Consider the following 23,345-nt stretch of genomic DNA (forward strand, 5'->3'; position numbering starts at 1 on the left):
CCTATTTCAAGCTGATGGTGGTGTTGACGCCGTGGTGGGCGGTGTCGTCGTCAAACCAACGCGCCGTCACCGTCTTGGTCTGGGTGTAGAACGTGATGACTTGCTTTCCGTAGGGCCCGAGGTCGCCAAGCTTGGATGCGCGCGACCCGGTGAACGAGAACATCGGTACCGGCACCGGAATCGGCACGTTGATACCGACCTGACCGACGTCGATCTCTTCCTGGAACCGCCGCGCCGCTGCGCCCGACTGCGTGAAAACGGCGGTGCCGTTTCCGTTAGGATTCGCATTGATCAGGGCGATGGCTTCGTCGAGGTTGTCGGCTCCTGCGACCACCATCACCGGTCCGAAGATCTCCTCGTCATAGATGCGCATGCCCGGCCTGACGTTGGAAAAGATGGTCGGCCCGACAAAGTTCCCACGCTCGAAGCCTGCGACCACCGGGTTCCGCCCGTCCAGCTCAAGGTGGGCGCCCTGATTGATGCCGGACGCGATCAATGCTTCGATCCGTTCGCGGGCTGCGCAAGAAATCACGGGTCCGACATCGGTGCCTGCCTCCGTGCCCGCATTGACCCTCAGCGACTTCGCTTTCTCCACCAGTTCCGGGATCCACTGTCGGGCTCCACCCACCAGCACCACGGTCGAGGCCGCCATGCAGCGTTGCCCCGCGGCACCGAATGCCGCGCCGGTCAATGCGTTGAGTGTCTGTTCCTTGCTCGCATCAGGGAGCACTACCGCGTGGTTCTTGGCACCCATCATGCATTGCACTCGCTTGCCGGCCGCCGAAGCACGGTTGTAGACATGAGTGCCGACGCCGGTGGAGCCTACGAACGAGATTGCCTTGATGTCCGGATGGTCGCAGAGGGCATTGACCACATCCGCGCCACCGTGAACGACGTTGAGCACACCCTTGGGTACGCCAGCTTCGATGGCCAGCTCGACCAGCCGCATGGTCACCAGCGGATCCTGCTCGGACGGCTTGAGCACGAAGGTGTTTCCTGTCGCGATCGCCATTGGGAACATCCACAAAGGGATCATCGCCGGGAAGTTGAACGGCGTGATGCCTGCACATACCCCCAGCGGCTGCAGCAAGGTGTAGGTGTCCACGCCACCGGCCACGTTGTTGGCCATCTCGCCAAGCTGAAGATTTCCGATCGCCGCCGCGTGCTCGACCACCTCGAGGCCACGGAACACGTCGCCCTCGGCGTCCGGCAGGGTCTTGCCCTGCTCGCTGGTCAGCACGACGGCAAGCTCCTTCAGATTGTCGCGGATGAGCTGCTGGTACTTCAGGAAGATCCGGGCGCGCACACCGATCGGCGTCTTGCGCCAGGTCTTGAACGCGTGTGCCGCCGCCGCCACGGCAGCCTCCACTTCGGATGCAGTCGCCATTGGTACGCGGGCCAGCACGTCCTGGGTGGCGGGGTTGATCACATCCCTCCATTCAGTGCTCGCCGACTGCAGGAACTCGCCGCCGACGAGCAGGGGCACGGTCGGGACGGCAAGACGTGCGCCAGCCGAGGAAGAAATCGCAGCGTTCATCTTTTGCCTTGCTCAGCCGCCACCTTGGGGCTTCGCATTATTCGCAAATAACGATAAATTGATAGGGGTGATAATGCTGTAATCCGCGAAGCAGGAGCGGCCATTCTGCAAATTTTGCAAAGGGAGCCACGGTGACCAAGGCCTACATTGGCGTCCGCCTCAGGCGGCTACGTGAGGAGCATGGGTTGACTCAGACGGCGCTCGCCAAGGCGCTGGACATTTCCTCCAGCTATCTCAACCAGATCGAGAACAACCAGCGCCCCCTGACCGTACCCGTCCTGCTGCGCATCAATGCCCATTTCGGGATTGACGTGCAGATGTTCTCCGACAATGACGAAGCTGCACTCGTGAGCGGGCTTCGCGACATGTTGGTCGACATTGGCCACGCACCGTCGTCGATGGCCGAGGTCCGCGCCATCGCCAGCAACATGCCCGAACTCGGCCGCGCACTTCTACAGCTCCATGGCGACTATTGCGATGCACGTGAACGTGCCGACATGCTCGCCGAGCGCCTCAGCGAGCCCGATATTGTTCGCCTGGCCAGGTTGCCGCACGCAGGCGACCAGGTGCGTGACTACTTCAACCGGCGACACAATCATGTCGCCGAGCTGGACCATGCCGCCGAGCGCCTCCATCAGCAGGTCGAGCTCAGCCACGGTGATGTGCACCGGTTCTTGAGGGAACACCTGCTCAAAGCTCACGGCATGACGGTCACCACCAGCACGGGGCCCTCAACCGCCTCGCGTGGCGAGCATCGATTCGAGGCTGAGCGGCAGAGCGTTGTGCTGGCGCCACACCTCACCCCGGGACAGCAGGCTTTCCAGATGGCCGTCGAGCTTGCGCGGCTCGAGCACGGCGAGACGATGGATCGCCTGATCGCGGACGCGGGCTTCGACGGCGATGAGCAGCATCGCCTGGCGCGTATCGGCCTGGGCAACTATTTCGCGGGCGCGCTGCTGATGCCCTACGGCCCGTTCCTCGCCGCAGCGGAAGCATCCGGCTACGACATCGAATGGCTCGCGCAGAGGTTCGGTGTCGGCTTCGAAAGCGTCTGCCATCGCCTGAGTACTCTGCAACGCCCCGGCGCCCACGGACTTCCCTTCTGCTTCATCAGGGTGGACAGGGCGGGCAATGTATCCAAACGGCACTCTGCCACCGAGTTCCAGTTCTCTCGTGTTGGCGGATCCTGCCCGCTCTGGATCGTCTACGAAGCCTTCAACCAGCCGGGACGCGTACTCACTCAGATCGCGGCAATGCCCGACGGGCGCCATCACTTCTGGATATCGCGCCAGGTCTCGAGTGGCCCTTCCTTCCATGGCAGCCAGCGCAAGACTTTCGCCGTCAGCCTTGGTTGCGAACTGCGCCATGCCCAGCGGCTGGTCTACTCTCGGGGGCTGGATTTGCGCCCGGGCAACGACGCCACCCCCATTGGTCCCGGTTGCCGCGTCTGCGACCGACACGTGTGCATACAGCGCGCCTTCCCGGCGCTCTCATCGGCATCTCGCGCAGACGTTGCCGAATCGCGTCTGAGCGCCTCCGGAACGTAGCGCCACGCTGCGCGCTCGGCTGCTCCAGCATGGGCGGTGGCGCGCTTCGCCGATCGCCCCTCATGGCCGGCCCGCCTGCCGGTCTACTGCGGCTTGCCCAGTGCGTTCTGCAACGCCGCCAGCGTCCGCCGATGCGCCAATTCCGCCGCCGCCTCATCGTAATGGTCGCCACCCACACGGGCGAACGCGTGATCCACACCGGGATAGCGGTAAAGCTCGGCATCTGGAAGCGCGCCGAGCACGGGAAAGATCTTCTCGATCGCATCCGTTCCGGCAAATCGATCCTGTTCTGCGAAGTGCAGTACCAGCTTGCATGAGATGTTGGGGGCTTCATGCAGGAGATTCTCGATGTTCACCCCATAGAACCCTACGGCACATGCCACGCCAGTGCGACTGGCAGCGAGATAGGCCAGGCGCCCTCCGAGGCAGTAGCCGACGAAGCCCGTGGCAGGCGTCGTGACCTGCGGTAGCGCCTGCAAGGCATCAAGACATGCCGCGATGTCGACCATCGCCTGATCCTGGTCGAACTCAGCCAGATAGCCGAAGGCTTTCTCGAACTCCTCCTGCGTGTAACCAAGCTCGATGCCTGGCTGCAGCCGCCAGAACAGGTCCGGCACCAAGGCAACATAGCCATCCTCGGCGAACCGGTCCGCCACCGCGCGCATGTTCGCGTTGACGCCGAAGATCTCCTGACCGATCACGATTCCCGGCCCCCGTCCCGAGGCAGGCAACGCCAGATAGGCGCGGAACACGCCGCCATCCTTCGCCGTGACTTCCATCATCTGTCCCATCATGTCTCCCTGGTAACGCTTGAACTATCCGGTGCGCGCGACGTGGCGCGCTGAACGCAGCGTGCTGCGCTAGGGCGAACGGATCCCGTGCGACAACTCGCCGATCCCTTCGATCCACAGGCTCACCTGATCGCCCGGCGCCAGAAAGCGTTGATACGGCATGCCCACGCCAGCCGGCGTCCCCGTCAAGATCAGGTCCCCCGGCTGCAGCGTTACGCGCGACGAGAGCCACGCGATCTGCTCTGCGATGTCGAAGATCATGTGCCGCGTGCTGGAGTCCTGGTGAAGCTGGCCGTTGACGGACAACTTCATGGCCAGGTTCTGAGGTTCCGTGATCTGTGCTGCCGGAACGACCCATGGCCCTAGCGGACACGAGCCGTCAAAACACTTCATCGTGATCCAGTCGTAGTGAAACGGCGACCCGGCGGGCGAAGCCGCTCGACCCACTTCGCGGACCGACAGATCGTTGGCAATGGTGTATCCGGCGACATGACCGATGGCATCCTCGATGCTCACATCCCTCGCCTCGCGCCCTATCACTACCCCCAGCTCGATCTCGTGATCGAGGCGCGTGGAGAAGCGAGGGATCGCCACCTGCGCCCCATGCCCCACAACCGCGCTCCGTGACGTCTTGATGAAGTGCCAGGGATTGTCGCCCAGTTGCTTGGCATTGAGGGCGACGGGCGCGTTCATCACGCGCGCCATCTCCTCGACATGGTCCTGGTAGTTGGCACCCGCACAGAAGATGTTGCCGGGGATCCAAGGGGCAGCAATCTCGAGCGCCGCCAGAGGCTTGATGACCGCTGATTCCAAGCTGCCACTATCGGCAGCCAGTTGTCGGCACAGAGATTCAGTCGTGCCCCAGGTCCGGAACACCTCGCCCAAGGCGCTGAGTTCCGGCCGCCCGGTGGCCTTCGCGATGTCGATGACGGTATCGCCAACCGACACGCCGGCTCGAGGCGCTCCCTCTTCCGAGAAAGACAGCAGTCGATAGGCTGACATGGATCACGCTGCTCCGGACAGCGGCTTTCCATCCGGGTCGAAACGGTCTCCGAAGTCGAAGAAATCGTCGTGCAGGAAGCCGTCGTAGTACTGGATCTCCCACCACGTATGGTTCATGTCCTCGAAGTAGAACGAGTACACCCCATGCTGGAACTCGATGGGCATGATCTGCTTGATCTTGTACGTGTCCTTGTACTCGTGCGCCTTCTTCCAGGCTTCGTCGACCTCTTCCTTCGAGCCTACATCCAGGCCCCAATGGTGCATGAGAGTCTTCGGCAACACCTTGTCTCCCACTTCAAGGCAGACGACATGAAACTTCATGCCGAGCCGGAACACCATGCCCGGGGGCGCGTGGCGCACCACCTCCAGCCCGAGGAACTCCTCGTAGAACTGGCGCGTCTCCTTCAGGTTGTAGACGTCGTTGGTACCGTGCGTCAGGGCATAGGCCTTGACGATCGACTGGCGATCCTCTCGCGGCGGCGCCGCGGCATCTTCAAGAATCATTTCGTGTCTCCACTTGCATGATGGGCGTTGCACGGGATGGAAGCGCGGCTTCCACGGTTCGGTGCGAGTCGTGGCGTTCGCCACATTGCGTGATGCAGACGGTTTGGCCGGGCTGCGCCATTGATGTTTGCTGGATCTTCCGGTCACCGCCCTCCGCGCGGCGCATTGAGCTTCACGAGGCTATCGGCGTGGGGCGCCCACTTTCGCGCTTCCGCCATTCCCCCGCCAACATCGATCGACGGCAGATATGTTGCGACACACAATATTTGATATAGATATTAATTCGAAGCCTACCCAGAGCCCTGATACGCGTCAAGGCCCGCATGTCCGGCAGGACAGCCCCGCACGACGATGGAACGGTGCCCCTCAATGAACCACGTACTTCAGACATTTTCCGGAATCGAACCTCGGATCGGCCAGCGGGTCTACCTGGCACCCGGAGCTACCCTGATCGGCGACGTCGAGATCGGAGATGACGCCTCGATCTGGCCCAACACCGTGATTCGTGCCGACGTCAATCGCGTCTGCATCGGCGCACGCAGCAGCGTGCAGGACGGCACGGTCATCCACGTCAGCGGAAGCGCGCTCGAAGGTGGAGGCGATGGCTATCCCACCCTGATCGGCTGTGATGTCACCGTGGGGCACAGGGCCATTCTCCACGGTTGCCGGATTGCCGACTTTGCCCTGATCGGCATGGGTTCCATCATCCTGGATGGCGCCACCATCGGCTGCGCGGCCATGATCGGCGCCGGCTCGTTGGTACCTTCAGGACGGGTCGTGGGAGACGGCGAACTGTGGTTCGGCAACCCAGCGCGTTTCGTACGCCATCTGAACGCGGAGGAGATCCAAGCACTGCATCGCGGCGCGGCCCACTACGTGGCCATCAAGGACAGGTACCTCACCGAGCCCCACCCATGACGTGCGCTGCCGGTGCATCGGTGACGCATGCACAACGGTGCGATTCACGATGTAGCGGACTTGGCGAGCTTCTCCCGGATGTCTTCGCGCAACGCAGACTTGTTCAGCTTGCCGACCTTCGTCAACGGCAAGGCGTCCACTAATTCAATGCGCTCTGGCCACTTGAACTTGGCGAATCCAAGCTCTGCCAGATGCACGCCAAGCTCTTCCACCGAAGGAGTGATCGCACTCTCCTTCGTCACGATGTAGACGCATGCACGCTCGCCAAGGACAGGATCCGGCATGCCGACGACCGCGCACGTGGAAACCGCCGGGTGCGTGAGCACGCCGCCCTCGAGTTCCTCGCAGTTGATTTTCTCGTGCCCCCGGCTGACAACGTCTGCGGTCCGGCCCGCGAACGCGAAATAGCGCTTGCCATCGATCTCTCGCTGGATCATCAGGTCGCTACTGCGATAGAAGCCCTCATCGGTGAATGCTTCCGCGTTCCGCTCTTCGGCGTCGTAGTAGCCGCACAAGGTGTACGGCCCCCGGCAAGTCAACAAGCCGACTTCACCGAGCGCGGCTTGTTGCCCCGTCTCGGGGTTGATGAGGCGCACTTCGTCCAGCGCGGACAGCGGGCGTCCCACGGTCCAATCGCGGGCCTCCTCCGGGTCGTCCGCGCGGCAGTAGAGATTGAGGCCCTCGCTCATGCCGAACATCGGCAACGCGGTGACGCCGTACTTCTCCCTGATCACCTTGGCACCATCGGGAGCCCACGCGCCGCGAACCCGCTCCAGCGTGCCGTGCCCGCCCTCGATCATTGAGTCCAGGCGCGGCAGCAGCGACCGGATCATGCCGATGAATGTGGGTTTCTTGTGGGTGAAGATCCAGCCCCAGGCTTCCGGCGTCATAGCCGAAGGGATGGCAAATGTCGCCCCTGTCAGCAGGCTCGGCAGCAGAAAGCACACCATCGCCGCGTTGTGGATCATGGGCATCGGCATGAACAACACTTCGCCGTTGCCGAAGCCCATCACTTCGGCACCCAGTTCCGCGTTCAACAGGTAGTCGTTCTGTATCCTCGGGATGATCTTGGGAACCCCCGTGGTACCTCCCGACAGCTGGAACACAGCGACCTGGAAGGGATCCCGGGGAACCGCCGCCACCACCGCCTTCGCGGCGTCTGGCGCGATCCCCAGGACGAGATCCTCCGCTCGATGCACGCCATCCCGAACATCGCCACGAAGGGAGATCACGTGCTCCATTGTGGGGATGCGATCCTTCATCCTGAGCGCGAATGCCGGCAGATCGAACTTCGTGTCATCACCCTGGACGATATGCGCCCTGGCAGCGGCATGCACGCCCAGGTACTCGATCTCCATTTCGCGATGCGCCGCAAGCGTGCATACCGGTATCAATCCCGCCTTGAAGCAGGCGATCAGCGCCTCGATGAGCTCCACCGAGTTTCCGGACTGGAAGATCACGCGATCGAGGGGGCGCAGTCCGAGTCCCAGCAGGGACGCCGCCAGCGTATCGGTCCGCGCAGCGAGCTGCGCGTAGGTGATGTCCCCCTGCTCGGTCGCGAGCGCAATACCCGTCGCGTTCCGCTCGAAGGAGGCGATCAAGGCTTCCGCAAGGGTGATCTGCTTGAGCTCGCCACTCTCGACATATCGCTGCAAACGTTCGGGCGGTGCGTAAGACACGCCCGGAATCGGATCTTTCACGCTGTACATGGGTACTCCACTGAGTTCGTCCCACGGCACATCCATGCGTTCACACGGCGCGCGGTGGGTGGCACCTTATAGGTCTTTCGAAATGCCGCCATCGGCACTGGAAACAAAGGAGTCTGCAAAGAACTCGGCCTCCTGCAAGCCACAGTTGCTTGCAAAGTCGGTCCGCGCCGAGGACACCATCACCGGGGCGCCACAGGCGTAGACCTGGTGCCCTGACAGATCAGGATGATCCTGCATCACAGCGGCGTGCACGAAGCCGGTGCGCCCTGACCAGGCATCATCAGGCAGAGGTTCCGACAGTACCGGCACAAAGCGGAAGCAAGAGTATTCCTCGGCCCATCCAGCCACCTCATCCATGGCATAGATGTCCTTCCGGCTTCGGCCGCCCCAGTAGAGCGTGCACTGGCGCGGATTCTTCCGCGCAAACATGTCGAGCAACATCGAACGGATCGGCGCGTATCCCGTACCGCTGGCCACCATGATGATCGGCTTGTCCGAGTCGCGCAGGAAAAAGGTACCCAGCGGCCCCTCAAGGCTGATCTTGTCTCGCTGCTTCACGTCCCCGGCGAACAGCCTGTCGGTGAAAAGACCGCCGGCCAAATGACGCACGTGGAGCTGCAGGTCAAGTACCCCCATCGGCAGTGCGGAGGCGTTCGCTATCGAATAGCTCCGGCGCTCACCGCCGGGAAGCACTATATCGACGTACTGTCCAGGCAAGAAGATCAGGGTCTGGTGGAGCGGAAGCCGAAGATTCATCACTATCACGTCATCGGCCACGCGATCGAGCTTCTTGACTATCGCCACCGACGATCCTGGCTGCGGCAGCGGCGGCAGCTCCTCGATCTCGATTTCGAGATCGCTGCATGCTGTCGCCTGGCACAACATCGCCATGCGTCCCGCGCGATGCGCGTCGGTCAGGTAATGAGGGTTTGCGTTTCCAAAGTCGAAATCGCCCTCTTTGATGACGCCCATGCAGGTACTGCAGGTGCCCATCAGGCAGCCATAGGGCAGACTCAAGCCCTTGCCCAGCGCGGCGCGCAGGATTTTCTCTCCTGGCTCGACTTCGAATGTCTTCCCGCTGGGGATCAGTTTTACGTTGTAGCTCATGTTCCTGGCCGATCCTCAATCAGTAGCGGGCAAGGGGGTCGATTGCCAATGCACGAGGCGCCACTCGGCACCCTCTAGGTTCCAGACCGTGGTAAAGCCACTCTGTACACGATGCTCCCTGCCGCCGGCCTGCACCTGGAGCTTGACCTTCCCGTGCAGCACCGCGATGTCGCCATACAGTCGCACGGTAGTGCCCGATGTCTCCGCTGAGAGGAACGTGAACTTCCTACGCTCGAGCCCCTCGATCAGCGAGGCCTTACTGTCGACGCTACCGGACGAATGCATGTAGACGAGATCGTCGGAGAGAACGCGATCCAGCTCCGCCAGATTCACGTCGATCATCGCCCGATAGCGCCTATCATCGGCCGTCAGCACCGTGTCGTTGTACATGGGGCTCGTCAAGACTTCACTCCTCGCGTTACGCCAACATCATCAGGTGCATCCGCCGGCACCGGATACCGCTCACGATGCTCGCAAAGCAGCTTCCGCACTGGCGGGGGAATTTCCCTAGATTTCCTTACATCATGATGAACACACACCAGCCCGAGCTTTGCAGAGAACACGCCCTGTCCCGCTTCGTCGAAGGCGTCGACCGCGATGTCGAAGCTGCGCCTGCGGACGTCCCTGACCCGCACATGTAGAACGATCTCCTGGTCGGGCCAAAGCGATCGTTCGAACAGGATGCGCAACTCTTTGGCAGGCGTTCCCAGGTCATGGGAGATCAGCGCCTGTTGCAGCGGGAGCCCCAGAAGCTGCCCAAGGAAGTCGTGATAGGCGTCGATGACGTAGTCGCCGAAGCGCGGGGTGTATACCACGCCGGCGGGATCACACTCACCCCAACGTATGCGCCTTCGATATCCTGGCGGCAGTGCAGCCTGTCGACCCTCATCCATTGCACCCCCTCAATCGTCCGCCGGCACGTCCGTCTCCGGCCAAGTCGCGTTGGCTTCACCCGCCGCTGAATGCGCCGCCGGCAAAAAACTCCGGATCGGCGATTAATTTATACCCGTGATAAAATTACGCTGTCATTTTGCAGTGCAGCACGCCGTCCCTTCCAACTCCTCCCGCGACTCGAGGCTGGCACAGCCGCGGACTCCAAGCGGCAATGGCACGCAGGCCAGCATTCGTGCCGAATGAACCCCTAGAACTTCTGGTGCGGCGTAGATGCGCGAACGGGCAGTCATCGCGCTCCATTGCCGCCGCGGTCAATCGATCTGGCAGAAATGCCTGGATGACACAACCTCATCCACGTATTGATTGGGGTGTTAATATTTGGATATTATCGAGCGCTACCCGCCCCCAAGGCGGGAGGTTGAAGCAGAGCGCCCCCAACGGAAGTCCAGGACTCGACGCTCGAAGGAAGGCCCGGCGCCCAAGGCGGGCAGTGTCCACGCGACGTACAGCGGTGCTTCTTGCCCGGCATTGAAGGAACATCACGATGGAAAGCGAGCCCAATAACACTCCCATGCCGCTGTCAGGTATCCGCGTGATCGAGCTGGGATCCTTGATCGCCGGCCCCTACGCCAGCGCGATCCTTGCGCAATTCGGCGCGGAGGTGATCAAGATCGAGCCCCCGGAAGGAGGTGATCCGCTGCGAAAATGGCGCAAGCTGCATACCGACGGAACGTCCCTGTGGTGGCGGTCGCAGAGCCGCAACAAGAAATCCGTGACCCTCGACCTCAAGCATGAGGAAGGCCAGCAAATCGTGCGCGAGTTGGTCGCCGGCGCCGATATCGTGATCGAGAATTTTCGTCCGGGCACGCTTGAGAAGTGGGGATTGGGCTGGGAGCAACTGTCTGCCGTCAATCCCCGCCTGGTGATGCTGCGGGTCTCGGGCTACGGACAGAACGGCCCCTACCATCAGCGGCCAGGGTTTGCGGCGATCGCCGAATGCATGGGCGGCCTGCGCCACGTGACCGGATTCCCAGATCTGCCGCCAGTGCGCACGGGCGTGAGCTTGGGCGATACGCTCGCTTCGCTGTACGGCACCATCGGCGCGCTCATCGCGATGCATCATGTCAAGAGCGGGGAAGGCAAGGGCCAGATGGTCGACATGGCCCTCTATGAGAGCGTCTTCTCAGTCATGGAGAGCCTGGTGCCTGAGTACGCCGCGTTTGGGCACATCCGTGGGCGCTCTGGCGCCAGCCTGCCCGGCATATCACCCTCCAACACCTATGCCTGCCGTGATGGCGGCTACGTCGCGATTGCCGGCAACGGCGACAGCATTTTCAAGCGACTCATGGCCGCAATCGGACGCAGCGATCTGGCCGACGATCCACAGCTGGCACAGAACGACGGGCGCGTGAGCCGCAACGATGACCTCGATCGCGCGATCGGGGACTGGACAGCGGCGCGCACCCAGTCGGAGGTGCTGCAGGCGCTGGAACCGGTCGGCGTACCCTGCGGCAAGGTCTACACGGCCGCCGACATCGCCAGCGACCCGCACTATCGCGCGCGGGAGATGATCGAGCCACACCACCTGCCCGATGGGACGCCTGTCGATCTTCCCGGCATCGTACCCAAGCTCAGCGCCACGCCGGGCCGGACGACCTGGGTCGGTCCAGACTTGGGGGCGCATACGCAGGAAGTACTTGGGACGCTCGGCATTACCGCTACCCGGCTGGCGCAGTTGCGCGCCGCCGGCGTGGCATGACTTGGAAGATCGGCCATGAACAGCCCTCGCAAGCGGCTCTACATCCAGGAAGTCTCCGTCAGGGACGGCTTCCAGATCGAGCCCGCATTCGTCCCGACCCTAGACAAGATCGCGTTGATCAATGCGCTTTCCACAACCGGTATCAGCAAGATCGAAGTGACCTCGTTCACTTCGCCGAAGGCCATACCGAGCCTCGCGGACGCCGAGGCGGTGATGCGCGGCATCAAACGCAATCCCGACGTCGAGTACACCGCCCTGGTTCCCAACGTCCGCGGCTGCGAGCGCGCGCTCACCTGCGGCGTTGACGAAATCAATCTCGTGATGTCCGCCAGCCGCAGCCACAACCTTGCCAACCTGCGGATGGACAATGAGGCCTCTCTGGCGCAGTTTGGAGAAATCGCAAAGCTCGCGAGCCCGCACATCAAAATCAATGCGTCCCTGTCCACGGCATTTGGCTGCCCATTCGATGGCGAAATCGCGCCATCGCGGGTTCTGGATTTCATCTCACGCTTTGTGGACATCGGCATCGGTAGGGTCACGCTTTGCGACACGACGGGCATGGCGAATCCGCAACAAGTGGAAGCGTTGTGCTCGGCTGCAGTGGCGCGATGGCCAGGCATTCAACTCACCGCCCATTTCCACGATACCCGTGGAATGGGACTGGCCAACGCACTGGCTGCGCTTGGCGCCGGCGTTGTGCACTTCGATGCGTCCCTGGGCGGATTGGGCGGCTGTCCGTTCGCACCCGGCGCTAGCGGCAATGTCTGTACAGAGGATCTGGTGCACATGTTCGAGGCCATGGGCCTCAATACCGGCGTGGATCTCGAGGCCTTGCTTGCATGTTCCCGCATGCTTCCCGCCCTTGTGGGTCATGATGTTCCCGGACAGGTCGTCAAGGCAGGCCCGTGGAACCGCCGTTACGCACTTCCGGAAGCCGCCAGGTAGCATGCTCCCGAATGGGCGGTACGCTGCCTATCTCCCGCTCTCGCCCCCCCCAAGGCGCGTACCGGACGCAAGTGATCTGCATGCGTCGTCGCGAAGAATTCGCGCAGGCATCCTGCATGGACGAGCGACCATCGGGCAGTGCGGTCCCGCCGTCGACAATTTACATACAGGTCAATTGCGACGATGATCAGGCTGCCGGACACCGCGCCGGAGTAGAATGCCGCGCCGCGCCGCACTCAGAACCTGGCATCAGGACCTGCTGGCGCGCTCTTTCACCAACGGACGGTTGCTACTTGACGCCATGTCGAAGTCCAAGAAATCGAACACGCCCGCTTCCACCGCCACCAAGAAGGCAGCCACGCCCCGCAGGACGTCGGGAAGAAGCCCGGGTCGCCCGACCGGCACTGCCGCCAGCGCATTGAATCGCGAAGCGGTCCTGGCCGTTGCTTTCAGCTTGACGAAGACCGTCTCCGTCACCGAACTTTCCATTGTTCGTGTTGCGCGCGAGCTTGGCGTGACGCCGGCACTGATTCATTACTATCTCGCCGGCGGCGGGCGCGACATGTTGACCTCCGGCGTCATGAACGCCTTCTATCGCGAGGTCGTTGAACAATGGCCGCAGACCACAGGTGAGTGGCGGCACGATCTCGAGGTGATGCTCGAGACGATCTATCGTGCTTACCTGCGCTATCCCGGCATCTCGATTTACGCGGCGTCCCACAATCGCTATCAACTCGTCCAAGACGTGGATGGCGGCGAGATAGACTACGGCCTGCTGGTGCTGGAGAAGTTCGTCGGAACAGTACGCCAGATCGGCCTGGATCCAGGCCGTACCGGCTCATTGGCGCACCAGTTGATGATGTTCGTCCAGTCGTACTCATACTCGACCGTGGCCCGGCGCTGGCCAGGGCAACATGCCGCATTCCTTCGCGCGAAGCTGTCCGAACTGGATGCTACCAAGCATCCTAACTGCCACTTCATCCAGGAAAGCCTGGTCACGTTGAACGCTGCCGAGGCATTCGCGAGCGGTATGCAGCTGTTCCTGGATGGCGTTGCGCAGGAAAGGATGCGCTGCTTGCCTGACACTTCAGAGGGCAAGAAGGGAGCACCGAGCAAGCGTAGCCGCTCCGCCGGATAGCGGACGCGCACAGCCGGCAGGGTCCGACTACGTCGCGACGAGAACCCTCTCGCTGCCTTGCCCCGAAGCCCAAGCGCTCCACCGCTCCTTGTGGGACTCCATGAAGGCGGGATACTCCGCCCACAGGCGCCGCTCGTCCACGCGCCCAGTGCGCGTCATGAAGTCGAACGCAAGGTCCACGGCATCGAGCGACGCCAGTTTCGGGCCGATGTCCTCGTACCAGGCAAAGCTCTTCTCCGCCGCGTGTACCAGCTTGTCGGCATGAGGCGAGTGGACCCTTTGGTACTCGGCACACGCTTCGCGTGCATTCGCCGGGTTCGCCACGATCGCATTTGCCAGCCCGATGGAGTCCTCCATAGCAATCAAGGTGCCTGAGCCAATGGAAGGATGCGGACTGTGCAAGGCGTCCCCCACGAGCACGCGGTGGTCGACAGACCATTGCGCGCATCGCGTCACTGGCAGGCTCATCCAGTTGGACTTGTTGTTCAACAGGGGGTGGCCTTCCAGCTCATCGGCAAAGATCCGCTCGGTGAAGGCCTGCCGCTCGATGTCGGTCATCTTGTTCATGCCGGAACGGCACCATGCGTCTGCGTCGCACTCGGCAACGAACGTGCTCATGTCCGCGGCATGCGGATAAGCGGCCGTCCAGAAGTTCCCGAACTCGGTCGTCTTGAAGATCAGCACCGGCTGCGGAAAGTGCTTGGTGGTGCCGTACCAGGCCAGCCTGTTGGTCAAGGTCCAGGTGGAACTGGCGAACTGCCCCTCGTAGGCACGGCGTACAATCGAGTTGACACCGTCCGCTCCCACCACCAGGTCCGCATCCAGTTGGTCCGGGTTCTCGATCCTCGCCTCGTAGGTGACCGGGACACCCGCCTTGACACAGACATCCAGCAACACATCGAGCAGCTTCAGCCGTGCAATGGCGTAACCATCGGCGCCCCCCTCGATGTAGATCGATTTGCCGCGGTGCGCGAAGACGCGATTGCGCGTCAAGTACGACGCAGCAATGATTGCGTCAGCAGTTTCGCGATCGGCCAGGCCGATCCTCCTCAGACCTGTCTGACTCAGGATGATTCCAAAGCCGAACGTCGCGTCCTGTCGATTCTGCTCGAACACCTCGACTTGTACGGAAGGCAGCTTCCGCTTGAGGAGGATCGCCAGAAAGAGTCCGGAAGGACCTCCGCCCACAATGGCAATTCGCTTCACCTGTTCAGCCCTCGCTCTCGAGCGTCATGACGTCGTCCGTGTATTCGACGAGCTTCCCGCAGAATCCTCCGGCCAAGGCCGAATTCCACAGGGGCCGCCTGAGCCTAAGTTCCTTACGCGAGAACGATATCCGCCGCTCTGCCTGTATCCGCCAGTACCCCCGGACGGGCTGCCGCACGGTAACGCTCGCGACGTTTGCCGCGGCATCCACCAAGGGCCTGAACTCGGCCAGATCCAGGACGAAGAGAGTGACACTCATGCGTCATCTCCCAGCTCGGCCTTGAGCATCCGTCCTTTCGCCACGTAGATCGATGCGATCTTCTCGAGTCCAGGCTTCCCTTCCTGCCGGAGTGCCCGCTCGGCCTCGATGGCAGCACGCATGGTCACCTCAGCGTCGCTCAGGTCGAGCGGCACGATGTCTCTGACGGGGGTTCCTATCTCGATGTAGTAGCCGTTCGGATCGCGGAAATAGATGGATTCCACGATCTCGTGCTCGATCTGGTACATGATCTCCACGCCAAGATCCTCGAGCCTCTTCCGCCATGCCTGCAGTTCCTCGCGCGTCTCCACGCGCCACGCGGTATGGCTGGCGTCACTGTCATAGTGGGGGCGATGGACCAGATGCTCGGGCTGCTCCGTCCCCAAGTAGAAGAAGAAGGCGATCGTGCTTCCGTTGCCGCTATCGAAGAAGAAGTGCAGGAAGTCCGGATGGTCTTCCGGACCCCATCCTCGCGCGGAAACGCAGTGAATCAAGGGAAGCCCCATCACCTCGCCATAGAAGCGGAAGGTCTCTTCCAGCTTCCAGGTCGGGCGTGCAGTGTGATGGACTCCGTTCAGCCTTAGTGCCGGCGTCATGACCCACTCCTTTATTTACATGGGTATTAATATAAAGACGATGCTACTGCCGAACGCATGCGTATGCAAGTCGGGCGACCAGGCGCGCGCCGGCCACCGTCCGTGCGCTATCGGCCAAACCGTTCTTGCAGCCAGGTTGTGACCGCCGTACCCGCGATCCCTTGGGGAAGGGCGTCGCCAGCATCGAGGACGTGGCCGTGGTGGTTTCCCTTGATATCCAGGCGCGTCTTGTCTGCCGCCGCGATGGCGGCATGGATCGCGTCGGCGTCGCTGGGAAATACCGTGTTGTCGCCGGTGTAGTACAGCATCAGGACCGGCTGCTCGATGCTCGCGCCGCAGCGCTCGAACGAGGCGTTCGAGGACAGGCCGGACCACGTAGAAAGCCAGCTCTCCGGCGTGCACACGCGACCGAAGCCGACCGCGCCAAGGTTGGACGCAACGGGATCGCTCCCCCAGACGGTACCCCAACGGCGGCTGGAAGGGTCCAGCGTCAGATCGAATGCACGGAGGTCGGCATCCGTTCTCCACACCTGGAAAATCGCGTTGAAAGCACCCTGCATCACGTCCTCGCGCCCGCCTTGTCCCGACTTTGCGCGCGCGCGCGCCGCTTGCCGCTCCGCCAGCAAAGCCTTGGCCAACGCGTCAATCTTCTCCACACGCAGGTGCTGCGCGGCGCGGTAGCGCTGGACGAAGGCGGCGGGATAGCTTGAGCTTGCCGGACGCGGCCTGAATCCATTCTCCTCATTGAACGGATCCAGTTCCGGATCGATGCGAAACGGGTCCGACTCATCACAAACCGACGGGTCGATGCTGTTCATCAGCAACGCCCCTTGGCCCGCGTGCGGGGCGATGAAAACGAAACCATCCGGTGCCGGCATGGCAGCAGACGCCAACCCCACCGGTCGGCCACCGGGTGTATTGCGCAGGCGCTGCGCAGGCTCGAGCAGTGCCTGCTGGTTGTAGAACGCAAACAGGGGTGCGCCGCCGGAGTTGCCCAGCAACACGACCTTGTCGAAGTCCAGCGCGCGCAATTGCGACACCCCCGCCGCCACATCGAGCAGAGCGACCTCATGCTCGAGACGCAGATCGTTGCCCACCGTTCTCGGTCCCTGCACCCAGCAGGCGTAACCGGCAGCCACCAGATGGGGCACCAGGTAGTGCGTTACCAGCAATTCTCGCGGGTGCATGATCATCACGACGTTGCGCTCGCCGCCACGGGCGTGCAGGTATCCGACGATCTGGGCACCATCCGCCGTCGGCACCGGGAAGACACGGGTGTTCAGTCCGTCCGGCACCAGCGACGGGTCCCACGAGGCGCCCCGGAGACCGGCGGTGGGACGGGATTCGACTCGCTCCGTGTTGCCTGCTGCTGACGCCATTCCTGCCACTCCTCAGTTGCGATGTACTCGTGAGGGCGATGTCTCGGGACCCGCCCACAGGCGCACCGCGCAGGGCGGCATGCTTCACGGCTTTCATTTAGCGCCTATATTTACATCCATGTCAATATGTGCGGAAGTATGCGCCGCCGGGCGAAGTCTCGCCTCGTCGCCGCGATGCGTTGCTGCATCGCCACAAAGTCCACACCACGAGGTGAGAGGAGTACGCAATGGCCATCATGATCAGCCGCAGAAAGCTGGACGCAGGTGACTACGATGCATGGAAGGCACGCTTCGAAGAGGGCGCGTCGGCACGGGCCGCGGCCGGCTGTCGCGGCGCGCGCCGCTTCCGCAACCTTGCCGACCCGGACGAGGTCATCGTGATCTTCGACTGGGACTCGCTTGAGAACGCTCGTGCCTATGTCGGTATCAAGCTGAGCGAGAACGCACGATTGAGTGAAGAGCGCAGCCCGGGCGGGCCACCCAAGCTCGAAAACATTTTCGTTGAAGAGCTTCCGCTCTTGCCCAGCTGACCGTTTCCGATACCCGCAGGAGTGCCTCTTTCCTGCCCCGCGCTGCCGGTACGCCATGCCGCCCGCGCCTGCCACCGACGACCCAACGCCCATGTCACCGTCTTCAGCACATTCAAGCACCGCAATCGCCATCGATCCGGATCCGCAAGAAACCGCAGAGTGGCGCGACGCCCTGCATGCCCTGCAACAGGCCAACCCGTCCGAGCGCGTTCACCAGATCCTCGATCTTCTCGACGGCATGGGACGCGATCCGGCGATTGGCTGGCAGCCGGCCCGGGGAACGCCGTACGTCAATACGCTGCCAGCCAGCCATCAGGCGGCATTCCCGGGTGACCTCGCCGTCGAAGAGCACCTAGCGTCGCTGATGCGATGGAACGCATTGGCGATGGTCGTGCGTGCCAACAAGGCCTATGGCGAACTGGGTGGGCATATCGCCAGCTACGCCAGCGCGGCGGACCTGTTCGAAGTGGGCTTCAACCATTTCTTCCGCGGCGGCGGCGACACGTCCGGCAGCGACCTGGTGTTCTACCAGCCCCACTCCGCGCCCGGCATCTATGCGCGTGCGTTCCTGGAAGGCCGCCTCGATGCCGAGGACCTCGCACACTTCCGGCAGGAAATCACCGCGGGCAAGCGCGGCGTCCGCGGCCTGTGCAGCTATCCACACCCGTGGCTGATTCCCGATTTCTGGCAGTTCCCGACCGGATCCATGGGTATCGGGCCCATCAGTTCCATCTACCAGGCCCGCTTCATGCGCTACCTGCAACATCGGGGCTTGCTGGATACGTCCGCGCGCAAGGTCTGGGGCGTGTTCGGCGACGGCGAGATGGATGAGCCCGAGAGCATGAGCGCGCTGACCCTGGCTGCGCGCGAGAAGCTGGACAACCTGATCTGGGTGATCAACTGCAACCTGCAGCGCCTCGACGGACCGGTGCGCGGCAACGGACGCATCATCGATGAGCTGGAAGCGCTCTTCACCGGCGCCGGCTGGCGCGTGATCAAGCTGGTCTGGGGCTCGGATTGGGACGGCCTGTTCGCGCGGGACCGTAACGGTGCGCTGGCACGCGCGTTCGCCCAGACCGTCGATGGCCAGTTCCAGACGTTCGCCGCCAAGGACGGACGTTACAACCGCGAGCACTTCTTCAACCAGAACCCCGAGTTGGCGGCGCTGGTCCAGGGAATGACCGACGAACAGATCGATCGGCTCAAGCGTGGCGGCCACGACCTGGTCAAGATCCACGCCGCCTACCACGAAGCAGCACGCACGAGCGGGCAGCCGGTGGTGATACTGGCCCAGACGAAGAAGGGCTATGGCATGGGAGACGCCGGCGAAGGCCGGATGACCACGCACCAGCAGAAGAAACTGGAACGCGAGGACCTGCTTGCGTTCCGAAATCGTTTCAATCTTCCGCTCAACGACGAGCAGGCAGCGGGGCTTGAGTTCCTCAAGCCGGCCGACGACAGCCCGGAGATGCAGTACCTGCATGCACGCCGTCGCGCACTGGGCGGCTATGTCCCGGCGCGTCGCAGCCAGGCCGATGTGGTGCCGGTGCCTCCGCTGGAAAAATACGGGAAGTTCGCCATCGAGGCGGATGGGAAGGAAATGAGCACGACGATGGCCTTCGTGCGCATGCTCACCGGCCTGCTCAAGGATGCATCGCTGGGATCCCGCATCGTGCCGATCGTCGCCGATGAAGCGCGCACCTTCGGCATGGCCAATCTCTTCAAGCAGATCGGCATCTATTCCTTTTCCGGCCAGCACTACGAGCCCGAGGATATCGGCTCGCTGCTCAGCTATCGCGAAGCGACCGATGGCCAGATCCTGGAGGAAGGCATCAGCGAAGCGGGCGCGATCAGCAGTTGGGTGGCGGCCGCCACCAGCTACTCGGTGCATGGCCTGGCGATGCTGCCGTTCTACATCTTCTATTCCATGTTCGGCTTCCAGCGCATCGGCGACTTGATCTGGGCCGGTGCCGACCAACGTGCACGCGGCTTCCTGCTCGGCGCCACCGCCGGGCGCACCACGCTGGGCGGTGAGGGCCTGCAACATCAGGACGGCAGCAGCCTGGTGCAGGCGGCACTCGTCCCCAACTGCCGCGCCTACGACCCCTGCTTCGCCGGCGAGCTCGCCGTGATCGTCGACCGCGGCATGCGCCAGATGATGGAAGCGCAGGAGGACGTCTTCTACTACGTCGCCCTGATGAACGAAAACTATGCGCAGGACTCGCTGCCGGCAGGCGTGGAAGACGACGTCATCAAGGGACTGTATCGCCATAGCGTCCATGGCAAGGGCGGCGACGTGCGCCTGGTCGGATCGGGCGCGATCCTGCGCGAGGTGATCGCGGCGGCCGCGCTGCTGGCACAGGATTGGCAGGTCGAAGCCGAGGTCTGGAGCGCCACCAGTTTCAGCGAACTGGCCCGCGATGCGCGCGAGACCGAACGCTGGAATCGCCTGCATCCACAGGAAGCGCCACGCCAGAGCCATGTCCAGCATTGCCTGCCCGGCGAAGCCCCCATCGTGGCTGCCAGCGACTACGTACGCGCGTGGCCACAGCTGATGGCCGCCGGCGTGCGTGCGCCCTTCGTTTCCCTGGGCACCGACGGATTTGGCCGCAGCGATACGCGCGTCGCTCTGCGGGAGTTCTTCGAGGTAGATCGCCACCACATCGTGCTCGCCACGCTGACTACCTTGCGCGAACAGGGAAGGGTCGACGCGAAGACCTGCGCCGATGCCATCGCGCGTTACGGTATCGCCACCGACAGCCCGGCGCCCTGGACATGCTGACGAAGGCGGGCCGTGGGGCGCATCGGGTTGCCGCGCGCGCGCGCGCCACAGGACACTGAGGCATGGGGACGCTCATGGACGTGCTGGTTCCCGATATCGGCGACGCCGCCGACGTGGCCGTGATCGAAATCCTGGTCGCGGTCGGCGAGCGCATCGATGCCGGCCAACCGCTACTGGTGCTGGAAGGCGACAAGGCGACGCTTGAAGTCCCTGCTCCCAGGGATGGAAGGCTGGCCGGGATCAAGGTCGCAACAGGCGACAAGGTCAGCCGGGGCAGCGTGATTGCCGTTCTGGACATCGACGTCGGGATGGATGCTGGAAGCGCCCGTCCCGCCTCCACGACATCGGCCTCGCCCACGCCTCGCGAAGCACCCATCTCCCTCGCACCATCGAAGCCGTCTAGTACCGCCTCATCTGCACCGACAATCACGCCGGCCGCAACCGGTCGACTCCCCTACGCCTCGCCCACCATTCGCCAGTTGGCGCGTGAACTCGGCGTGCCGATGGATCAGGTCGCCGGCACCGGCCCACGCCAACGCATCATGCGCGAAGACGTTCTCCGCTTCGCCAAGCATGCCCTCGCCCAACGCGCGACAACCACGACGCAAGCGTCGGCGCACAACACGCCGCTGCCCGGCTTGCTGGCCTGGCCCACCGTGGATTTCGCGAAATTCGGCCCGGTCGAATCCCAGCCGCTCACGCGCATCAAGAAACTCTCCGGTGCCAACCTGCATCGCAATTGGCTCAGCATCCCGCATGTGACCAACCACGAAGAGGCCGATGTCACCGACCTCGAAGCCTTGCGGGTGCGCCTGAATGAAGAGCATGCCAGCACGGGCAGCAAGATCACCCTGCTGGCGTTCCTCATGAAAGCCGCCGCCGCCACCCTGCTGCGGTTCCCCGCGTTCAACGCCAGCCTCGACGGCGACCAGATCGTGCTGAAGCGCTACGTGCATATCGGCTTCGCGGCCGATACGCCACAGGGCTTGGTGGTGCCGGTCATCCGCGACGTCGACCGCAAGGGCCTGCTGGCGATCAGCACGGAGATGGCGGCACTGGCCGCCAAGGCGCGTGATGGCAAACTGAGTCCTGTCGACATGAGCGGCGGCTGTTTCAGCATCAGTTCGCTCGGCGGCATCGGCGGCACCGAGTTCACCCCGATCATCAATGCGCCCGAAGTCGCCATCCTGGGCGTCGGCAAGAGTCGCGTGCAGCCCCGCTGGGATGGCGCGGCATTCCAGCCCCGCCTGATCCTGCCGATGAGCCTGAGCTGGGACCATCGTGCGGTCGATGGTGCGGCGGCGGGTCGCTTCAACGCCCACCTCGCGGCGCTGCTGGCGGACTTCCGGCGATTGACGCTGTGACGGCGTCGCAAACGCGCTTCATGACCCTCCCCGGCAACGCCGCAGGCCAGCACGGGGATGACCTCGCCGCCATGCGGTGGCTGCTACGACGAACCACACGCGCACCGGCGGCTATGGCCGCGTCGCCGTTCCCACGTCTCCCGGTCCGCACGGCCGGAAAAACCCCTTCCCGTCAGGAACACGCCCCATGAGCCAACCCGAGATCTTCGTTGCCGCCGCCGTCCGCACCGCCATCGGAAGCTACGGCGGCACGCTGAAGGACATCCCCTTGCATCGCCTCGCCACCCACGTAGTGTCGGCGGCGCTGGCCCAGAGCGGCGTGCCTGCCGATCGCATCGGCCATGTGGTGTTCGGCAACGTGATCCCGACCGAGCCGTCCGATGCCTACCTGAGCAGGATCGCCACGATCGACGCCGGTATCCCGCAAGAAGTACCTGCCTTCAACGTCAATCGGCTCTGCGGATCGGGCCTGCAGGCCATCGTATCGGCGGCGCAGTCGATCCTGCTCGGGGATGCCGACGTGGCCATCGGGGGCGGCGCCGAATCGATGAGCCGCGGTCCCTACCTGTTGCCGACGGCCCGCTGGGGCGCGCGCCTGGGCGACACGCCACTGCTGGACTACATGAACACGATCCTGCACGACCCGTGGAAACACACCCACATGGGCGTGACTGCCGAAAACGTCGCCGCGCGCTACGGCATCAGCCGTGAGGCCCAGGACGCGCTGGCGCTGCAAAGCCAGCACCGCGCCGCGCGCGCCATCGCGGAAGGACGCTTCGCATCGCAGATCGTGCCGTTGGAGATCCCTGCCCGGAAGGGTGCGGTGATCTTCGATACCGACGAACACGTCAGACCGCAGGTCACGGCGGAGCAACTGGCGGGCATGAAGCCGGTGTTCAAGAATGACGGCGGCACGGTGACCGCCGGCAATGCCTCGGGTCTCAACGACGGCGCCTCGGCGGTGGTCCTGGCCAATGGCAATGCAATCAAGGAGCTGGGACTCGCGCCGCTGGCGCGCCTGGTCGGCTACGCCCATGCCGGCGTCGATCCGGACTACATGGGCATCGGCCCGGTCCCTGCCACGCGCAAGGTGCTGGAGCGCACCGGGCTGCGACTGCAGGACCTGGACGTGATCGAGGCCAACGAAGCCTTCGCCGCCCAGGCGGCGGCGGTGATCCAGGAACTGGGACTGGATCCCGAACGGGTCAATCCGAACGGCTCCGGCATTTCACTCGGCCATCCGGTTGGCGCCACCGGTGCCATCATCGCGACCAAGGCCATCCACGAGCTGCACCGCAGCGGTGGCCGCTACGCGCTGGTCACGCTGTGCATCGGGGGCGGCCAAGGGATCGCCGCAATCTTCGAACGCGCCTGAAAC

At 63.4% G+C, this 23,345-nt stretch carries 21 protein-coding genes; 9 read left to right on the forward strand and 12 right to left on the reverse strand.

What is annotated here, in order from left to right:
• Position 1: 1 nt before the first annotated feature.
• Entirely contained in the window at positions 2–1,537 is a 1,536-nt protein-coding gene (locus CSC62_RS08730) for a CoA-acylating methylmalonate-semialdehyde dehydrogenase (RefSeq protein WP_162405794.1), read from the reverse strand.
• A gap of 131 nt (positions 1,538–1,668) precedes the next feature.
• Between CSC62_RS08730 and CSC62_RS08735 the strand changes: the two genes are divergently transcribed.
• Complete coding sequence (locus CSC62_RS08735) at positions 1,669–3,084, forward strand: short-chain fatty acyl-CoA regulator family protein (protein WP_162405795.1); 1,416 nt, start codon at positions 1,669–1,671, stop codon at positions 3,082–3,084.
• Between the two features lie 83 nt (positions 3,085–3,167).
• On the opposite strand, the gene CSC62_RS08740 is transcribed toward CSC62_RS08735, so the two are convergent.
• The 3 genes from CSC62_RS08740 to CSC62_RS08750 all read right to left on the reverse strand — a co-directional run bounded on the left by CSC62_RS08740 (position 3,168) and on the right by CSC62_RS08750 (position 5,381).
• Positions 3,168–3,866 (reverse strand): dienelactone hydrolase family protein, encoded by a 699-nt coding sequence (locus CSC62_RS08740; protein WP_211368957.1) that lies wholly within the window; start codon positions 3,864–3,866, stop codon positions 3,168–3,170.
• A 78-nt stretch (positions 3,867–3,944) separates the two neighbouring features.
• Positions 3,945–4,877, reverse strand: a complete 933-nt coding sequence (locus CSC62_RS08745; protein WP_162405797.1) for a fumarylacetoacetate hydrolase family protein — start codon at positions 4,875–4,877, stop codon at positions 3,945–3,947.
• Between the two features lie 3 nt (positions 4,878–4,880).
• Positions 4,881–5,381, reverse strand: coding sequence for a VOC family protein (locus tag CSC62_RS08750; protein WP_162405798.1), 501 nt, complete (start codon positions 5,379–5,381; stop codon positions 4,881–4,883).
• A gap of 369 nt (positions 5,382–5,750) precedes the next feature.
• Here CSC62_RS08750 and CSC62_RS08755 point away from each other — a divergent pair, with 369 nt between their 5' ends.
• On the forward strand, positions 5,751–6,299 hold the full coding sequence (locus CSC62_RS08755; protein ID WP_162405799.1) for a gamma carbonic anhydrase family protein: 549 nt from the start codon (positions 5,751–5,753) through the stop codon (positions 6,297–6,299).
• A gap of 44 nt (positions 6,300–6,343) precedes the next feature.
• On the opposite strand, the gene CSC62_RS08760 is transcribed toward CSC62_RS08755, so the two are convergent.
• From CSC62_RS08760 to CSC62_RS08775, 4 genes are all read right to left on the reverse strand, one after another.
• Positions 6,344–8,008, reverse strand: coding sequence for an AMP-binding protein (locus CSC62_RS08760; RefSeq protein ID WP_162405800.1), 1,665 nt, complete (start codon positions 8,006–8,008; stop codon positions 6,344–6,346).
• Positions 8,009–8,074: 66 nt separating this feature from the next.
• The gene (locus CSC62_RS08765; RefSeq protein WP_162405801.1) at positions 8,075–9,115 is read right to left on the reverse strand and encodes a 2Fe-2S iron-sulfur cluster-binding protein; all 1,041 of its coding nucleotides are present in this window, start codon (positions 9,113–9,115) and stop codon (positions 8,075–8,077) included.
• A gap of 15 nt (positions 9,116–9,130) precedes the next feature.
• On the reverse strand, positions 9,131–9,505 hold the full coding sequence (locus CSC62_RS08770; protein WP_162405802.1) for a nuclear transport factor 2 family protein: 375 nt from the start codon (positions 9,503–9,505) through the stop codon (positions 9,131–9,133).
• An 8-nt stretch (positions 9,506–9,513) separates the two neighbouring features.
• The gene (locus CSC62_RS08775) at positions 9,514–10,008 is read right to left on the reverse strand and encodes an acyl-CoA thioesterase (protein ID WP_281353296.1); all 495 of its coding nucleotides are present in this window, start codon (positions 10,006–10,008) and stop codon (positions 9,514–9,516) included.
• 545 nt (positions 10,009–10,553) lie between these two features.
• Here CSC62_RS08775 and CSC62_RS08780 point away from each other — a divergent pair.
• From CSC62_RS08780 to CSC62_RS08790, 3 genes are all read left to right on the forward strand, one after another.
• Positions 10,554–11,768 carry a CaiB/BaiF CoA transferase family protein gene (locus CSC62_RS08780; RefSeq protein ID WP_162405804.1) on the forward strand — a complete coding sequence of 405 codons (1,215 nt, stop codon included), beginning with the start codon at positions 10,554–10,556 and terminating at the stop codon, positions 11,766–11,768.
• 15 nt (positions 11,769–11,783) lie between these two features.
• Positions 11,784–12,713, forward strand: coding sequence for a hydroxymethylglutaryl-CoA lyase (locus CSC62_RS08785; RefSeq protein ID WP_162405805.1), 930 nt, complete (start codon positions 11,784–11,786; stop codon positions 12,711–12,713).
• A gap of 217 nt (positions 12,714–12,930) precedes the next feature.
• Positions 12,931–13,851, forward strand: a complete 921-nt coding sequence (locus tag CSC62_RS08790) for a TetR/AcrR family transcriptional regulator (RefSeq protein WP_211368958.1) — start codon at positions 12,931–12,933, stop codon at positions 13,849–13,851.
• 27 nt (positions 13,852–13,878) lie between these two features.
• On the opposite strand, the gene CSC62_RS08795 is transcribed toward CSC62_RS08790, so the two are convergent.
• The 4 genes from CSC62_RS08795 to CSC62_RS08810 form a co-directional block, all read right to left on the reverse strand.
• Positions 13,879–15,057, reverse strand: coding sequence for an FAD-dependent monooxygenase (locus tag CSC62_RS08795; protein WP_162405806.1), 1,179 nt, complete (start codon positions 15,055–15,057; stop codon positions 13,879–13,881).
• 4 nt (positions 15,058–15,061) lie between these two features.
• Positions 15,062–15,316: a hypothetical protein gene (locus tag CSC62_RS08800; protein WP_162405807.1), complete on the reverse strand. Its 255-nt coding sequence runs from the start codon at positions 15,314–15,316 to the stop codon at positions 15,062–15,064.
• Entirely contained in the window at positions 15,313–15,912 is a 600-nt protein-coding gene (locus CSC62_RS08805; RefSeq protein ID WP_162405808.1) for a VOC family protein, read from the reverse strand. Before CSC62_RS08805 ends, CSC62_RS08800 begins: the two co-directional genes overlap by 4 nt.
• Before the next feature lie 107 nt (positions 15,913–16,019).
• Positions 16,020–17,291, reverse strand: coding sequence for an alpha/beta fold hydrolase (locus CSC62_RS08810; protein WP_246194303.1), 1,272 nt, complete (start codon positions 17,289–17,291; stop codon positions 16,020–16,022).
• 227 nt (positions 17,292–17,518) lie between these two features.
• On the opposite strand from CSC62_RS08810, the gene CSC62_RS08815 reads away from it, so the two are divergent.
• The 4 genes from CSC62_RS08815 (at position 17,519) to CSC62_RS08830 (ending at position 23,342) form a co-directional block, all read left to right on the forward strand.
• Positions 17,519–17,821, forward strand: coding sequence for an antibiotic biosynthesis monooxygenase (locus tag CSC62_RS08815; protein WP_162405809.1), 303 nt, complete (start codon positions 17,519–17,521; stop codon positions 17,819–17,821).
• A gap of 91 nt (positions 17,822–17,912) precedes the next feature.
• A complete protein-coding gene (mdeB, locus tag CSC62_RS08820) occupies positions 17,913–20,603 on the forward strand; it encodes an alpha-ketoglutarate dehydrogenase (RefSeq protein ID WP_162405810.1) in 2,691 nt (896 codons plus the stop codon).
• Positions 20,604–20,665: 62 nt separating this feature from the next.
• On the forward strand, positions 20,666–21,967 hold the full coding sequence (locus CSC62_RS08825) for a dihydrolipoyllysine-residue acetyltransferase (RefSeq protein ID WP_162405811.1): 1,302 nt from the start codon (positions 20,666–20,668) through the stop codon (positions 21,965–21,967).
• A gap of 187 nt (positions 21,968–22,154) precedes the next feature.
• On the forward strand, positions 22,155–23,342 hold the full coding sequence (locus CSC62_RS08830) for an acetyl-CoA C-acyltransferase family protein (RefSeq protein ID WP_162405812.1): 1,188 nt from the start codon (positions 22,155–22,157) through the stop codon (positions 23,340–23,342).
• Positions 23,343–23,345 lie beyond the last annotated feature (3 nt).

The sequence above is a fragment of the Pseudoxanthomonas jiangsuensis genome (assembly GCF_010093185.1).
GTDB lineage: Bacteria > Pseudomonadota > Gammaproteobacteria > Xanthomonadales > Xanthomonadaceae > Pseudoxanthomonas > Pseudoxanthomonas jiangsuensis.